General features: G+C 65.3%; 12 protein-coding genes. All 12 read left to right on the top strand.

The annotated features are described in order from the left end of the window. Window positions 1-288: 288 nt before the first annotated feature. The 12 genes from ACED18_RS05470 (at window position 289) to panB (ending at window position 16,251) form a co-directional block, all read left to right on the top strand. Window positions 289-1,215 (top strand): D-alanine--D-alanine ligase, encoded by a 927-nt coding sequence (locus tag ACED18_RS05470; RefSeq protein WP_377289750.1) that lies wholly within the window; start codon window positions 289-291, stop codon window positions 1,213-1,215. After that, on the top strand, window positions 1,203-2,147 hold the full coding sequence (locus tag ACED18_RS05465; protein ID WP_377289748.1) for a cell division protein FtsQ/DivIB: 945 nt from the start codon (window positions 1,203-1,205) through the stop codon (window positions 2,145-2,147). The genes ACED18_RS05470 and ACED18_RS05465 overlap by 13 nt, the downstream gene beginning before the upstream one ends. After that, window positions 2,144-3,475, top strand: coding sequence for a cell division protein FtsA (gene ftsA / locus ACED18_RS05460; RefSeq protein WP_377289746.1), 1,332 nt, complete (start codon window positions 2,144-2,146; stop codon window positions 3,473-3,475). Before ACED18_RS05465 ends, ftsA begins: the two co-directional genes overlap by 4 nt. Before the next feature lie 95 nt (window positions 3,476-3,570). Beyond that, complete coding sequence (ftsZ, locus tag ACED18_RS05455) at window positions 3,571-5,418, top strand: cell division protein FtsZ (protein WP_377289744.1); 1,848 nt, start codon at window positions 3,571-3,573, stop codon at window positions 5,416-5,418. A gap of 356 nt (window positions 5,419-5,774) precedes the next feature. Next, the gene (gene lpxC, locus ACED18_RS05450; protein WP_377289742.1) at window positions 5,775-6,734 is read left to right on the top strand and encodes a UDP-3-O-acyl-N-acetylglucosamine deacetylase; all 960 of its coding nucleotides are present in this window, start codon (window positions 5,775-5,777) and stop codon (window positions 6,732-6,734) included. Between the two features lie 237 nt (window positions 6,735-6,971). Continuing rightward, window positions 6,972-7,838 carry an outer membrane protein assembly factor BamD gene (locus tag ACED18_RS05445; RefSeq protein ID WP_377289740.1) on the top strand — a complete coding sequence of 289 codons (867 nt, stop codon included), beginning with the start codon at window positions 6,972-6,974 and terminating at the stop codon, window positions 7,836-7,838. A 238-nt stretch (window positions 7,839-8,076) separates the two neighbouring features. Beyond that, window positions 8,077-9,750: a DNA repair protein RecN gene (gene recN / locus ACED18_RS05440; protein WP_377289738.1), complete on the top strand. Its 1,674-nt coding sequence runs from the start codon at window positions 8,077-8,079 to the stop codon at window positions 9,748-9,750. A gap of 88 nt (window positions 9,751-9,838) precedes the next feature. Then, window positions 9,839-12,004 carry an NAD-dependent DNA ligase LigA gene (gene ligA / locus ACED18_RS05435; RefSeq protein ID WP_377289736.1) on the top strand — a complete coding sequence of 722 codons (2,166 nt, stop codon included), beginning with the start codon at window positions 9,839-9,841 and terminating at the stop codon, window positions 12,002-12,004. A gap of 102 nt (window positions 12,005-12,106) precedes the next feature. Next, window positions 12,107-12,844 (top strand): metallophosphoesterase family protein, encoded by a 738-nt coding sequence (locus ACED18_RS05430; protein ID WP_377289734.1) that lies wholly within the window; start codon window positions 12,107-12,109, stop codon window positions 12,842-12,844. Between the two features lie 4 nt (window positions 12,845-12,848). Beyond that, the gene (locus tag ACED18_RS05425) at window positions 12,849-14,297 is read left to right on the top strand and encodes a protein kinase (RefSeq protein WP_377289732.1); all 1,449 of its coding nucleotides are present in this window, start codon (window positions 12,849-12,851) and stop codon (window positions 14,295-14,297) included. Between the two features lie 260 nt (window positions 14,298-14,557). Continuing rightward, a complete protein-coding gene (panC, locus tag ACED18_RS05420) occupies window positions 14,558-15,421 on the top strand; it encodes a pantoate--beta-alanine ligase (protein WP_377289730.1) in 864 nt (287 codons plus the stop codon). Beyond that, on the top strand, window positions 15,418-16,251 hold the full coding sequence (panB, locus tag ACED18_RS05415; RefSeq protein ID WP_377289728.1) for a 3-methyl-2-oxobutanoate hydroxymethyltransferase: 834 nt from the start codon (window positions 15,418-15,420) through the stop codon (window positions 16,249-16,251). The genes panC and panB overlap by 4 nt, the downstream gene beginning before the upstream one ends. Window positions 16,252-16,347 lie beyond the last annotated feature (96 nt).

The raw sequence follows: 16,347 nt of genomic DNA, 5'->3' as shown, positions 1-16,347 counted from the left end.
CGCCCGTTGATCCGCTTGCGGCCACGTGGGGGAAGGCGAGGGATCGAAAAGATCCCAGTCTGCGCTTGCGCTCTCCGTAACACTTTGATTCAAGGGCCCGAATCCGGGTCGATCCGATTCGGTCGTGCCGTTGGCCCGGTAAAACTCCGGCATTCCGGTTAACCAAAGTAAACGGTTCATTAACCATAAGGCGCTCTATTGGGAGCACGTTTTCGGGGCGAGTCGTCCCCAGTCTACAAGCCAGACGCAAGGGCGGGCCGGTAGCCTGTGGTAATGTCGGGGATAGTGATGAACAGCAAGCATGTGGCGGTCCTGATGGGCGGGTTTTCCTCGGAGCGGCCGGTGAGCCTCTCCTCGGGGAATGCCTGCGCGGATGCGCTGGAAGCTTTCGGTCATCGCGTCACGCGCGTCGATGTCGGTCGCGACATCGCCTCGGTGCTTTCCGCCCTGAAGCCGGATGTCTGCTTCAACGCGCTGCATGGCCCCTATGGCGAAGACGGCGCGATCCAGGGCATCCTCGAATATCTCGAGATACCCTACACCCACTCCGGCGTGCTGGCCTCGGCACTCGCAATGGACAAGGCGCAGGCCAAGCTCGTGGCCGCCGCGGCAGGCATTCCGGTTGCGGAAGCCCGGGTCGTGGATCGATTCGAGATCGGCAATGTGCATCCGATGCGTCCCCCTTACGTGGTGAAGCCCGTGCGGGAGGGGTCCAGTTTCGGCGTCGTTATCGTCAAGGCGGATCAGTCTCATCCCCCGCAGGTCATTTCGTCTGCGGAGTGGAAATATGGCGATCGCGTCATGGTCGAGCGCTACATTGCGGGGCGTGAATTCACCTGTGGCGTCATGGGCGATACCGCGCTCGGCGTCACGGAAATCATCCCGCAGGGGCATGCCTTCTACGATTATGATTCAAAGTATGTGAAAGGTGGTTCGCGACACGTCCTTCCGGCAGAAATTTCACCGAATATTTACCAAAAAATACAAAGACTCGCGCTTGAGGCACATCGGGCAATCGGGTGCCGGGGCGTCAGCCGATCGGACTTCCGGTTCGACGACAGCCGCTCCGAAGATGGCGAGCTTATCTGGCTGGAGGTCAATACCCAGCCCGGCATGACCCCCACCTCCCTCGTGCCCGAGATGGCCGTTCATGCCGGTTACACATTCGGTGAATTCCTCAACTGGCTCGTGGAGGATGCGTCTTGTTCGCGTTGAAGGGCAGAAGATCGCGCAGAAAGCGTGACATGGCGGAACTCGCCATGGCGGAAGGGGATGGCGGCATCGTATTGCCGCGCCCGCTGCGCCGTGTCGTGCGGTTTTTCGTCAGTCTCGGCACCGGCCGCATCCAGTTCCCGGCCCATACGGGCTCCGTTTCGGCCGTCGCCTTTCTCGCGGCGACGGGGCTCTATGGCATGCATCTGGGCGGTCACGGGCAGGATTTCGCCCAGACCACAACGACGGCAGCCGGCTTTGCCATCGAGGACGTGAAGGTCTCCGGCAATGCGCAGACCTCGGAAATCGACATTCTCCAGCAGCTCGGCCTCGACGGCACAACCTCGCTCGTCGCGCTCAACGTGGAAGACGCGCGCAAGCTGATCGCCGCGCTTCCCTGGGTCCAGAGCGTTTCGGTCCGCAAGGTCTATCCCGGCACGATCGAGGTGGAGCTGAAGGAGCGCAAGGCCTTCGGCATCTGGCAGCATGGCTCGGATCTCTCGCTCATCGAGGAAAGCGGCAGCGTGATTGCGCCGCTGCGTGACAACAAGTTCGCCGCGCTTCCGCTTTTCGTCGGGCGCGACGCCGAAACGGCGGCCGCCGATTTCTACCGCGAATTCTCCCGCTGGCCGGATTTCCATGCCCGCGTGAAGGCCTTCATCCGGGTGGCTGGCCGGCGCTGGGATCTGCAGCTCGACAACGGCATCGTCGTCAAGCTGCCGGAAAACGACCTGCCGCGCGCCATGGACGTGCTGGCGCGCCTCGAAGGCGATCACCAGCTTCTGGAGCGGGATATCGCCGCCGTCGATCTTCGCCTGGCTGATCGCACCACGATCCAGCTGACGGCGGGTGCGGCCGAGCGGCGCAAGGAACTGGTCGAGGCGCGTGCCAAGGCCCTGAAGAAATCCGAAAAGCTGGAGGCCCCGACGCTATGAGCATCTTCGGTTCCTCCCATTTCGGCCTGCCGCGGCTGAAGCCGTTGAATTCCAAGCGCACGCAGATCGTCTCCGTGCTCGACATCGGCTCGACCAAGGTCGTGTGCATGATCGGGCGGCTGACGCCGCGCGAGGAAAGCCAGATCCTGCCGAACCGCTCGCACAATATCGAGGTGATCGGCATCGGCCACCAGAAATCGCGCGGCGTGAAGAACGGCGTGATCGCCGATCTCGATGCGGCCGAAAGCGTCGTGCGCCATGCGGTGGATGCCGCCGAGCGCATGGCGGGGCTCACCATCGACAGCCTGATCGTCAACCTCTCGGCCGGGCGCCTGCAGAGCGACGTCTATACAGCGACGATCGATCTCGGTGGCCAGGAAGTGGATGCGAGCGACCTGCGCAAGGTTCTCGCCGCTGCCTGCCAGCAGTCCGCCCGCTCCGACCGCGCGATCCTGCATTCCCTGCCGACCGGCTACCAGCTCGACGGCGAGCGCGGCATTCGCGATCCGCTCGGCATGTTCGGCGACGTTCTCGGCGTCGATATGCATGTGCTGACGGCCGAACGTGCGGCGCTGAAAAACCTCGAACTGTGCATCAACCGCGCGCATCTCTCCGTCGAGGGTATCGTCGGCACGCCCTATGCCAGCGGTCTTGCGGCGCTGGTCGACGACGAAGTCGAACTCGGCTGTGCGGCGATCGACATGGGCGGCGGCACGACGACGATCTCGGTTTTTGCCGAAGGCAAGCTGGTGCATGCCGATGCCGTCAGCCTTGGCGGCCACCACGTCACGACCGATCTGGCCCGTGGCCTGTCGACCCGCATCGAGGATGCGGAGCGGCTGAAGGTCGTGCATGGCTCGGCCATCCCGAATGCGGGCGACGAGCGCGACATCATCGCGGTTCCGCCGATCGGCGAGGATGACCGCGACCAGCCGACGCATGTGCCGCGCGCGCTCGTTTCGCGCATCGTGCAGGCCCGCATCGAGGAAACGCTCGAACTCATCCGCGACCGTATCCAGCGCTCGGGTTTCTCGCCGATCGTTGGCAAGCGGATCGTGCTGACGGGCGGCGCCAGCCAGCTGACCGGCCTGCCGGAAGCGGCGCGCCGCATTCTCGCCCGCAACGTGCGCATCGGTCGCCCGCTTGGCGTCTCCGGACTGCCGGCCGCGGCCAAGGGTCCGGCATTCTCGACGGCGGTCGGGCTCATCATCTACCCGCAGGTCGCCGATCAGGAGACGCATGCGGGAGACCGCGGCCTTCTTTCCGCGCTCGGCTCCGGCAATGGCCGGATCGCGCGGGTGGGGCAGTGGCTGAAGGACAGTTTCTGACGCCGGCAACGGCGTCTTAGCGGCCCGGTGACGGTCGCAGTCAAGGTTTGGCCGGCTCGGCAAGGCGGCCAGAAACAAGGAAGGAAATGGGTACAATGACGATCAATCTGAGAAAGCCTGATATCACAGAGCTGAAGCCTCGCATCACCGTGTTCGGTGTGGGTGGCGGTGGCGGCAACGCCGTCAACAACATGATCACCGCAGGTCTCGAAGGCGTCGATTTCGTCGTCGCCAACACCGACGCCCAGGCGCTGACCATGACCAAGGCCGAACGCATCATCCAGATGGGTGTTGCCGTGACCGAAGGTCTCGGCGCCGGCTCGCAGCCGGAAGTCGGCCGCGCGGCTGCCGAAGAGTGCATCGATGAGATCATCGACCACCTGAACGGCACGCACATGTGCTTCGTCACCGCCGGAATGGGCGGCGGCACGGGTACGGGTGCTGCTCCGATCGTTGCCCAGGCTGCCCGCAACAAGGGCATCCTGACCGTCGGCGTCGTCACCAAGCCGTTCCACTTCGAAGGCCAGCGCCGCATGCGTCTTGCCGACCAGGGTATCGCCGAGCTGCAGAAGTCTGTGGATACGCTGATCGTCATCCCCAACCAGAACCTCTTCCGCATCGCCAACGACAAGACCACGTTTGCCGACGCCTTCGCGATGGCCGACCAGGTTCTCTATTCGGGCGTTGCCTGCATCACCGACCTCATGGTCAAGGAAGGCCTCATCAATCTCGACTTCGCCGACGTCCGCTCGGTGATGCGCGAAATGGGCCGCGCCATGATGGGTACCGGCGAAGCCTCCGGCGAAGGCCGTGCAATGGCCGCTGCCGAAGCTGCGATCGCCAACCCGCTGCTTGACGAAACCTCGATGAAGGGCGCTCAGGGCCTGCTGATCTCCATCACCGGCGGTCGCGACCTGACGCTGTTCGAAGTGGACGAAGCCGCCACGCGTATTCGCGAGGAAGTGGACCCGGATGCCAACATCATCCTCGGCGCCACCTTCGACGAAGAGCTCGAAGGCATCATCCGCGTTTCTGTCGTGGCTACGGGTATCGATCGGGCGGTCTCGGAGGTGGCCGGCCGGAATGCTGACTTTCGTCCGCTGACCGCACCCAAGCCCATCATCCGCCCGGCAGCTGCCGTTTCCCCGTCCATCCAGCCGGCTCCGCAGCCCGTGATGCAGGCTGCGCCGGTGCAGCAGGCTCCGCTCCAGCAGGCCCCCGTGCAGCAGAGCATGGCGCCGCAGCCGGTTGCCCGCCATCCGGAACCGCAGACCACGGACGAAATCGCCCGTGCGATCCGCATTGCCGAGATGGAACGCGAACTGGAACTCGCCCAGCGCGCCGCCGCCGAGCGTGCTTCCGCCCAGGTCCAGCAGCCGGCTCCGGTCGCGCAGCAGGCCGAGCCGGAATTCCGCCCGCAGAGCAAGCTGTTTGCAGGCTCCGCACCCGCCGAAGTCCAGCCCGTCATGGCCCAGCCCGTGATGGCGCGTCCGCAGCCGGTGATCGAGCCGGTCATGCAGGCCCAGCCGGTGCATCAGCCGGTTGCCGCCGAGCCGCGCTTCGAGCCCGTGGTGCGCCGCGAGCCGGAAGCCGTGCGCATGCCCAAGGTCGAGGACTTCTCGCCGGTGGTGAAGGCCGAGCTTGACCATCGCAGCCAGCCCCAGGCCCCGCAGGCCGAAGAGCGCGGCCCGATGAGCCTGCTGAAGCGCATCACCTCGTCTCTCAACCGCCGTGACGAGGAGGAGCCGACCGTTTCCTCCGACATGACGGCCGGTGCACCCAGCGCTGCCTCGCAGCAGCGCAGACCCCTGTCGCCCGAAGCCAGCCTCTACGCACCGCGTAAGGGCCAGCTTGACGACCGCGGCCGCGTTACCCCGCAGTCGCGTCAGCAGGACGATGATCAGCTCGAAATTCCGGCCTTCCTGCGCCGGCAGTCGAACTGATTAGACGTCCTCCTTCCACCTTGCCGGATGCCTGGGCCTCGTGCCCGGGCATTTTCGCGTTTTCGTTGTCTGGACAGAGACTTGGCTGGTGAAAGGCGCGTTACAATGCGACATCAACAGTGATTTGGATTGGCACGGTGCGGGCGCTAAATTCAGAATCGGGACAGCAGGGAAGACGGGCATAATGCCCAGACCTCGTGCATGGAGCCATCCCGCCTCAGGCTCGCGGAACGCGGCTGACGGTCGGGCGTTCAGGTTTCCATGCGTTGCCTTGCAATGAAAGCGCCTGATGCGCCGTTCGTGGCGCCACGGCTTCATGTTGCCGGCTTGGCCGGCAGAGACGGAAAGTGACGACCATGGGAATTGAACTGCTGGGCTTCCAGACCACGATTGCAAATCCGATCAGCCTGTCGGGCATCGGTGTGCATTCCGGCAAGGATGTGACGCTCACCTTCCATCCCTCGGATGTCGATTGCGGCATCGTCTTCCAGCGTGTCCTGCCCGATGGTCGCACCGTCGAGCACCGCGCCGTCTCCTCCCAGGTTGGCAACACCGATCTGTGCACCATTCTCGGCTTTTCCATGGCGACCGCCGTTGCCACGATCGAGCATGTCATGGCGGCCGTCTACGCGCTCGGCCTCGACAATCTGACGATCGAGGTGACTGATGCCGAAATGCCGATCATGGACGGCAGTTCCGCCCCCTTCATCGAAGCCATCGAGCAGGCCGGCATCAAGGCTCTCGCCAAGAAGCGCCGCTATATCCGCATCCTGAAGCCGGTGCGCATCGAATCGGGCGCCTCCTGGGCTGAATTCGTGCCCTACGACCTCGGCATGCGGTTCGAGGTGGAGATCGATTTCGACTGCCCGCTGATCGGCCGGCAGTCCTGGAAGGGCGACATGACGCCCGCCACCTTCAAGAACGAACTGTCGCGGGCCCGCACCTTCGGCTTCATGCGCGACGTGGAGCGCCTGTGGGCGGCCGGTTTCGCGCTCGGTTCGTCGCTCGAAAATTCCGTCGTCATCTCCGACGACAACACGGTCGTGAATGTCGAGGGCCTGCGTTACGCCGGCGACGAGTTCGTGCGCCACAAGACGCTCGATGCGGTGGGCGATCTCTCGCTTGCCGGTGCGCCCTTCATTGGTTGCTACCGCTCCTATCGCGGCGGCCACAAGATGAATGCCAATGCGCTGAAGGCATTGCTGGCCGATCGCTCGGCTTACGAGGTCGTTGAAACCGCCATGCCGCGCGGCCGCACCTATGTGCGTGACCTCGTTGCGGTCAGCGAGCCGGAATTTGCGCCCTGGTCGGCGTAAGCGCGCGCGGGTGATTTGACACCGAGGCCGGCCGCAGGGCCGGCTTTTTCATGTCGGCCGCGCCACAAATTTGCATGAATTGCCGATCATGTGATTGCGGTGGCCCCGCGTTTACGGCTAGAAACGCCGGTGATGCGGCTACGCTCGGGTAAGTGTCCGGTTCTCTGGCTTCCTTCACGGGAGAAGGAGGCGGGATACCGGAAATCGGCCGGAACAGGCCAGGATTTGGATCGTCTTATGGTGTTTGCAGCTTCGTTCGGTTTGAAAAAGTCGGTGCGTATCGGCCTGACGGTCGTGTCTCTCGTTGCCGCCGGCGGCCTCCTTTCGGCCTGCCAGAACGATCCGGACATCGACATTACCAAGCTTGCCGCCGACACCGATCCGCCGGACATGCTCTACAATCAGGGCCTTGCAAACCTCAATGCCGGCAAGACCGGCGAGGCGCAGCGCAAGTTCGAGGCCGTCGACAAGCAGCATCCCTTCTCCGAATATGCCCGCAAGTCGCTGGTGATGAGCGCCTTCGTCTCCTACCGCCAGGGCCAGTATCCGGAGGCGATCAAGTCGTCGCAGCGCTATCTCTCGCTCTACCCGCAGTCGGAAGAGGCCGCTTACGCCCAGTATATTCAGGGCCTTGCCTACTCCAAGCAGATCCCGACCGTCACGCAGGACCAGAAGCCGGCGCTGAAGACGATCGAGGCCATGCAGGCCGTGATCGACAATTATCCGAACTCCGAATATGTCGACGACGCCAAGGCGAAGATCCGCTTTGCGCGCGACCAGCTGGCCGGCAAGGAAATGCAGATCGGCCGCTACTATCTGGAACGCAAGGAATATCTGGCGGCTCTCACGCGTTTCCGCACCGTGGTCGAGCAGTACCAGAACACCAACCAGATCGAGGAAGCGCTGGCGCGTCTCGTCGAGACCTATTACGCCATGGGCGTGGAGAGCGAAGCGCAGACGGCTGCCGCCGTTCTCGGCCACAACTATCCGGACAGCCAGTGGTATGCCGACAGCTACAAGCTCCTGAAGAGCGGCGGCCTCGAGCCGCGCGAGAATTCCGGTTCCTGGATCTCGCGTGCGGGCAAAAAGATCCTCGGCGTCTGACGCCGGTTGCCGCCTCTTTCAATCGGACGGGCGCTTCGGCGCCCGTTTGCGTCTCAAGGCCCGAGGCACAGGACTTGTATTCGTGCTGTCCGGTGCCACATCTGCGAGGGCGAAGGGCGCTGTCGTGGCGGCGATTTTGCGCTAGCGTCCTTTCAACCGAATCACACTCATCTGTTCGTCCCGGCGTTGCCGACGACCCGCGCCGCCGACAGTCCTGAACCGGAAAAGCGACCTGCCGATGCTCTCCCAGCTCTCGATCCGCGACATCGTTCTGATCGAAAGGCTCGACCTCGGCTTTGATGCGGGGCTTTCAGTGCTGACCGGGGAGACCGGCGCCGGCAAGTCGATCCTGCTCGACAGTCTTTCCCTCGCGCTCGGCGGGCGGGGCGATGGCTCGCTGGTGCGCCATGGCGAGGACAAGGGGCAGGTGACGGCGGTCTTCGACGTGCCGCTGGACCATGCCGCGCGGCTGCTGTTGCGCGAGAACGGTATCGACGACGAGGGCGATCTGATCTTCCGGCGGATGCAGAATGCCGACGGGCGGACCAAGGCCTATGTCAACGACCAGCCTGTCAGCGTGCAGCTGATGCGCGAGGCGGGGCGTTTCCTTGTCGAAATCCACGGCCAGCACGACGATCGCGCGCTGGTCGACATGGATGCGCATCGCGCCCTTCTCGACGCGTTTGGCGGGTTTGGAGGCGATCGCGAGCAGGTGACGCGTCTGCATGGCCTCTGGCGCGAGGCGGAAAAGGCCTTCCGCAAGCATCGCGAGAAGGTGGAGGCGGCCGCGCGTGAGGCCGATTACATCCGCGATTCCGTCGCCGAACTCGAAGCGCTGGCCCCGACAGATGGCGAGGAGGAAGAGCTGGCTGAAAAGCGGGCACGGATGATGAAATCCGAGCGCATTGCCGGCGACATCAACGAGGCGAGCGAGTTCCTCAATGGTAATGCGTCTCCTGTGCCGCTGATCGCCTCCATGGTGCGGCGTCTGGAGCGCAAGAGCCACGAGGCGCCGGGCCTGCTGGAAGAGACGGTCGAGCTGCTCGATGCCGCGCTTCATCATCTCTCTGACGCGCAGATGGCCGTGGAAGCCGCACTGCGGCGCACCGAATATGATCCGAAAGAGCTGGAGCGGGTCGAGGAGCGGTTGTTTGCCCTGCGTGCCGCGGCCCGCAAATATTCCGTGCCGGTGACGGAGCTTCCGGCGCTCGCCGCCCGCATGGTCGCCGATCTCGGCGATCTCGATGCGGGCGAGGAAAAGCTGAAGCGCCTTGAGGCGCAGGTGACGGAGACGCGTGCCGCCTACCGCGCCGCCGCCGTCGCGCTCTCCGACAAGCGCCGGAATGCGGCAAGCGCTCTCGCCGAGGCCGTGATGGCGGAACTCCCGGCGCTGAAGCTGGAGCGGGCGCGCTTCATGGTCGAGATCACCTCCGACGAGAAGGACGGCGGGCCTGATGGCATCGATACCGTCGAGTTTCATGTCCAGACGAACCCCGGCACGCGCGGCGGCCCGATCATGAAGGTCGCGTCCGGCGGGGAACTGTCGCGTTTCCTTTTGGCGTTGAAGGTGGCGCTCGCCGACCGTGGATCGGCGCCGACGCTGGTCTTCGACGAGATCGACACCGGTGTCGGGGGGGCGGTGGCGGATGCGATCGGCCAGCGGCTGAAGCGTCTGTCGGCGACCGTTCAGGTTCTGTCCGTCACCCATGCGCCGCAGGTGGCGGCGCGGGCGGCGACGCATCTTTTGATCTCCAAGGGACCGACGGCGCCGCAATCGGAGCGTATCGCCACCCGTGTGGCCCGAATGGACGAGGAGGCGCGGCGCGAGGAAATCGCCCGCATGCTCGCCGGCGCCTCCATCACCGAGGAAGCCCGCGCGGCGGCAGCGCGGCTGCTGGCGGCAGAGGGCTGAGGCGATCGGTCCAGCGTGGACGCCGCGCAAACGGCTTGCGGCTTCACTCCGTTGCGGTAGATAGGAGCTCGATGCGCGGAGACCTGTCATGCCCACTGAAAAAGCCCCTGTCGAGACGCTGACCGAGCTGGAGGCCGCGGCCGAGCTTGCCTTTCTCGCTGCCGAGATCGGCCGGCACGACGGGCTCTACCACACGCAGGATGCGCCGGAGATTTCGGATGCGGATTACGACGCGCTGAAGGCCCGAAACCTCGCCATCGAGGCGCAGTTCCCGCATCTGGTGCGCGATGACAGCCCCTCGAAGCGGGTGGGGGCCGCGCCGCTTGCAACCTTCGCGCCGATCACCCACGCCCGGCCGATGCTGTCGCTCGACAATACGTTTTCGGATGAGGATGTCGCGGAGTTCGTCGCCTCCGTTTACCGCTTCCTCGGGCTCCTGCCGGACGATTCCATCGCCTTTACCGCCGAGCCGAAGATCGATGGTCTCTCCATGTCGATCCGCTACGAGAATGGCCGGCTCGTCAGCGCCGCCACGCGCGGAGACGGGACGACGGGCGAGAATGTCACTGCCAATATACTGACCATCGACGAGATCCCGAAGCGCCTGCCGGCCGGTGCGCCCGCTATCATGGAAGTGCGCGGCGAGGTGTATATGGCGAAGAGCGACTTCCTGGCGCTGAACGAGAAGATGGCGGCAGAGGGCAAGCAGACCTATGTGAATCCGCGCAACACGGCGGCCGGGTCGCTCCGCCAGCTCGACGCCGGCGTCACGGCGAGCCGCAAGCTGCGCTTCTTTGCCTATGCCTGGGGCGAGATTTCCGAGCCGAACGACATGCCGGCGACGCAGTTCGAGCGCGTAAAGCGTTTTGCGGATTGGGGTTTTCCGGTCAATCCCCTGATGAAGCGGCTGAACAAGGTCGAGGAGATCATCGGCCACTACACCGATATCGGGCTGAAACGCCCCGGCCTCGACTATGACATCGACGGTGTCGTCTACAAGGTTGATCGGCTGGATCTGCAGCAGCGCCTCGGCTTCCGCTCGCGCAGCCCGCGCTGGGCGACGGCGCACAAGTTTCCGGCCGAGCAGGCCTTTACCACGGTGGAGAAGATCGACATCCAGGTGGGGCGCACGGGCGCGCTGACGCCGGTGGCGCGGCTGACGCCGGTGACCGTCGGCGGCGTGGTCGTCACTAATGCGACCCTGCACAACGAGGACTACATCAAGGGCCTCGGCAATGCCGGCGAGCCAATCCGCGCCGAGGGACACGACATCCGCGTCGGCGATACCGTGATCGTGCAGCGGGCCGGTGACGTTATCCCGCAGGTGCTGGATGTCGTGCTGGAGAAGCGGCCGGCGGATGCCACCCCTTACGTCTTCCCGCGCACCTGCCCGGTCTGCGAGAGCCATGCGGTGCGCGATATCAACGAGAAGACCGGCAAGGTCGATTCGGTCATGCGCTGCACGGGTGGCTTCAGTTGTGCGGCCCAGGCTAAGGAGCACCTGAAGCATTTCGTCTCGCGCAATGCCTTCGATATCGAGGGTCTCGGTGCCAAGCAGATCGACTTCTTCTTCGATGCCGCCGATCCCGCGCTGTCGATCCGCACGGCACCGGACATTTTCACGCTGAAGGCGCGGCAGGAACAGTCGCCGCTGGCCAAGCTCGAGAACATCGACGGTTTCGGCAAGGTGAGCGTGAAGAAGCTCTTCGACGCCATCGATGCGCGGCGCAGCGTGGCGCTTGCCCGCTTCATCTATGCGCTCGGCATCCGCCATGTGGGGGAGACGACGGCGAAGCTTCTGGCGCGGGCCTATGGCACCTATGAAGCCTTCGAGGCCGGGATGAAGGCGGCGGGCGAGGCGGGCAGCGAGGCCTGGGCCGAACTGAACGCCATCGACGGCATCGGCGAGGTCGTGGCGCGCACCATCGTGGAATTTTATCGCGAGCCGCGCAATCTGGAGGTCGTAGACCGGTTGCTGGCCGAAGTGACGCCGGAAGCGGCCGAGGTGATCTCGACGGCCGGCAGCCCGGTCGTCGGCAAGACCGTGGTCTTCACCGGATCGCTTGAGAAATTCACCCGCGACGAGGCCAAGGCGCGGGCCGAAGGGCTGGGCGCGAAGGTTGCCGGGTCGGTTTCCAAGAAGACCGATTATCTCGTGGCGGGGCCGGGTGCGGGCTCCAAGCTCGACAAGGCGCGCGAGCTTGGCGTCACGGTGATGGACGAGGACGAGTGGCTGGCGCTGATCGGCGGATAACATGCGAGAAAACCAGCCGAATCGCGACTTCCGGCGAATGGCAATTGCGGCGGCGAGCCCCTATCTTCCTCCTTTGACGTGACGCGGGAGGAGGGGCGCGGCATGAAGATCGCGATCCTGTCGGATATTCACGGCAACCGGGAAGCCTATGAGGCGGTCATCGCGGCGGCGGAGGCTGCGGGGGCCGAGCGTTTTGCCGTGCTCGGCGATATCGTTGGCTATGGCGCGGACCCGGAATGGTGCGTGGAGCGGACGCGGGCGCTGGCGGAGGCCGGCGCGATCGTGGTGCGCGGCAACCATGACGATGCGATCGCGACTTCGGCGAGCGGCATGAACGAGACGGCGCGCATCGCGCTCGACTGGACGCGCAACATGCTGCCGGGGCCGTCGCGGCTGTTTCTCTCCCGCCTGCCGCTGACGGCGGTGCTGGATGACATTCTCTTCGTGCATGCCGAGGGCAGCCGGCCGGAGCGCTGGAACTATGTGCTGGAAACCGAGGATGCGCGGGCGCATTTCGAGGCGACGGCGGCGCGGGTGAGCTTCTGCGGCCATGTGCACAAGCCCTGTCTTTACGGCACGCTGGATGCCGGCAAGGTGACGCGCTTCGTGCCGGGGCCGGCGGCCATTCCGCTTCTGGCGCGGCGACGCTGGCTTTCGGTGGTCGGCTCGGTCGGCCAGCCGCGCGACGGGCGGCCGGAGGCAGCGTTCGCCCTCTACGACACCGACAGTCTCGACCTCGCCTTCCTGCGCGCGCCCTATGACGTGGAGGCGGCAGCCGCAAAAATCCTGGCGGCCGGCCTGCCGCCGCGGCTCGCCGATCGCATCATGGAGGGGCGGTGAGCTGATGGGCACGACCGCCACGCATCGCCTCACCACCGGTAGCGTCATCGACGGCTTCACCATTGGCGAACTCGCCCATCGCGGCGGGATGGCGCGGCTCTGGCACGTGACGCGGCCGGACATCGATTTTCCCATCGTCATGAAGGTGCCGATGATCGGGGAGGGGGATGATCCGGCAGCCATCGTCTCCTTCGAGATGGAACAGATGATCCTGCCGCGGCTTTCGGGCCCGCATGTGCCGCGCTTCGTCGCCAACGGGGATTTTTCCACCCAGCCCTATATCGTCATGGAGCGCCTGCCGGGCGCGTCGCTCTATCCCATGCTGGAGCGGCTTCCGCTGCCGCCCGACGAGGTCGCGGCGCTCGGCGCTTCCATCGCCACGGCGCTCTCGGCGTTGCACCGGCAGTTCGTCGTCCATCTCGACGTGAAGCCGTCCAATGTGCTGTTTCGCAAGACGGGCGAGGCGGTGCTGATCGATTACGGGCTGGCGCGTCATACGCAGCTGCCCGATCTCATGGACGAGGAATTCCGGCTGCCCTACGGGACGGCACCCTACATGGCGCCCGAACAGGTGATGGGAACGCGCAGCGACTATCGCTCCGATCTCTTCGCACTCGGCGTTCTCCTGTATTTCTTCGCGACCGGCAAGCGGCCCTTCGGCGATCCGCAGAGCCTGCGCGGGCTGAAGCGGAGGCTGTGGCGGGATCCGGTGCCGCCGCGGGCGCTGAATGCCGCCGTGTCGCCCGCGCTGCAGGAAGTGATCCTGCGCTGCCTGGACGTGAACCCGGCGGCGCGGCCACCGACGGCGGCGCAACTGGCGCTGGAACTGAAGGATCTCGCTGCCGTGCCTTTGACGGCGCGGGCGACACGGCTTTCGCGCGACGGTTTCTTCAAGGTGCTGAAACGCCGGTTCGATCCCGACCGGATGGACGCGGCACGGCCGCAGCAGGCCGCCGCGCATCTTGCCAGCGCGCCGATCGTCGCCGTCGCCATCGATGTCAATGATGGAGCGCCGGAGCTTTCGGATGCGCTGCTGAGGACCGTGCAGCGGGTGGTAGAAACGACGCCGAATGCGCGGATCGCCTGCCTGAACGTGCTGAAGCTCAACCGCATCGCGCTTGACCATACGCTGGACGAAGAGGGCCGCAACAAGCATGTGCAGCGGCTGGTGGCGCTGAAGGCCTGGGCGCGGCCCTTGGGGGCGGCGGAGGGGGCGGTGACCTTCCACGTCATTGAGGCGGTCTCGCCGGCGGAAGCCATCCTCGAATTCGCGCGAGAAAACCAGGTGGACCATATCGTCATGGGAGCGCGGGCCGCCTCCACCATGCGTTCCCTGCTCGGCAGCGTTTCCGGCGAAGTCGCCGCGCATGCCCCCTGCACGGTGACGGTCGTGCGCCGTCCCTATGTGGCGCGGCGGGATGGGGCAGGGCCGGCTGAGGACTTGAGGGCCTGAGGCGGTCGCCCTTTGGCGCTGCGGGATTGTCTTTTTGCACTGCACAGGATAGGAAACGCGGCCTGACGGGAGGCCTTCCGTCGCCGGGGAGGAGATCGTTTCGCCGTGCCGAAGAGCGCGCGAGGGATGCCGGCAGGAAGGTCTGGCCGAAAACCGGTGTGCGACGGGCGCCTGCCCGGCGGGCGCCGACTGGCATGATTGATGTTCGGGCGGGCCGGCTTCGGTTTCGTCCGGTTTCCCCGCGTGGAGGAGGCACCCGCTTGCAGACGCTGACCTCGATCGCTTCGCTTCGCGCGGCGCTGGCCGTTCATCGCCGTGCCGGCCGCAGCATCGGGCTTGTGCCGACCATGGGCTATCTTCATCAGGGCCACATGGAGCTGGTGCGCCGGGCGCGCGCGGAAAACGACGTCGTTGCCGCCAGCATCTTCGTCAATCCGCTGCAGTTCGGCGCCAACGAGGATCTTTCGAAATATCCGCGGGATCTGGCGCGCGATCAGGCCATGCTCACCGAGGGCGGCGTGGACTTCCTCTTCGCGCCCGGTGTCGCGGATATGTATCCGCGGCCGATGGAGACGGTGGTGGATGTGCCAACGCTCGGCAACGAGCTGGAAGGGTCTGTGCGGCCGGGGCATTTTGCCGGTGTCGCCACCGTCGTTACCAAGCTTTTCAATATCTTCCAGCCGGATCACGCCTATTTCGGCGAGAAGGATTTCCAGCAGTTGCAGATCATCCGCCGCATGGCGGAGGACCTCGCGCAGCCGGTCACCGTGATCGGCGTGCCGACGGTGCGCGATGCCGACGGGCTGGCGCTGTCGTCGCGCAATGTCTATCTCTCGGCTGACGAGCGCCGGGCCGCTGTCGTGGTGCCCAGGGCGCTTCAGGAAGCCGAACGGCTGGTCGCCGCCGGCATGACGGATGCGCGGGCCATCGAGCGGGCCGTGACAGATTTCATTGCCGCCGAACCGCTGGCGGTGCCCGAGGTGGTGGCGTTGCGCGACCCCGACACGCTGGCGAAAGCGGCTTCGGCCGGCGACAGGCCGGTTCTACTTCTCCTCTTCGTGCGGTTCGGGACGACCCGGCTGCTCGACAACCGGGTCATCGCGCCCAAGGGAGCCCAGGCATGAGCGTACAGGGACAGAAGCGGCGTCTGGCGCCATCGGCGATTGCGGCACTGAAGGGCGAGCGGCCCATCGTCAGCCTCACCGCCTATACGACGCCGATTGCGCGGCTGCTCGATCCGCATGTGGATTTCATGCTGGTCGGCGATTCGCTCGGCATGGTGCTCTACGGCCTCGATTCCACCGTCGGCGTCACGCTCGACATGATGATCGCCCACGGGCAGGCCGTCATGCGCGGTTCCGAGCGGGCCTGCGTGGTCGTGGACCTGCCGTTCGGCTCCTACCAGCAGTCCAAGGAACAGGCCTTCCACTCGGCGGCGCGCGTGCTGAAGGAAACCGGCTGCAGCGCCGTCAAGCTCGAAGGCGGGGCGGAAATGGCCGAGACGGTCGCCTTCCTCACCAGCCGCGGCATTCCCGTGCTCGGCCATGTCGGGCTGATGCCGCAGCTCGTCAACACCACCGGCGGCTATCGTTCGCTGGGGCGCAACGACCGCGAGGCGGAGAAGATCCGTCGCGACGCCAGGGCGATCGACGAGGCCGGCGCCTTCGCCATCGTCGTGGAAGGCACGGTGGAACCGCTGGCCCGCGAGATCACGGCGACCCTCAGCGCTCCCACGATCGGCATCGGGGCGTCGCCCGCCTGCGACGGCCAGATCCTGGTTTCCGACGACATGCTGGGCATTTTCAACGACTTCAAGCCGCGCTTCGTGAAGCACTTCGCCGAACTTGCGCCGCTGATGTCGCAGGCCTTTGCCGACTACGCGGCCGAGGTGAAGGCGCGGACCTTCCCCGGCATCGAGCATACGTTTCAGGTGAAGAGCGAAAAGAAGGACTGAGGCGGGCGGGCCCTTGGGTACCGCCGGTGTGTCTTAGCGGCGATGTCGGGCAGTTTTTGCTTTGTTCCATCAGCCAAACGGATCAGTCGTTCAGCG

The organism is Rhizobium sp. SG2393 (assembly GCF_042610495.1).
GTDB lineage: Bacteria > Pseudomonadota > Alphaproteobacteria > Rhizobiales > Rhizobiaceae > RU20A.
The sequence above is the reverse complement of the archived record's forward strand: the minus strand, read 5'-3'. Positions and strand labels throughout refer to the sequence as shown.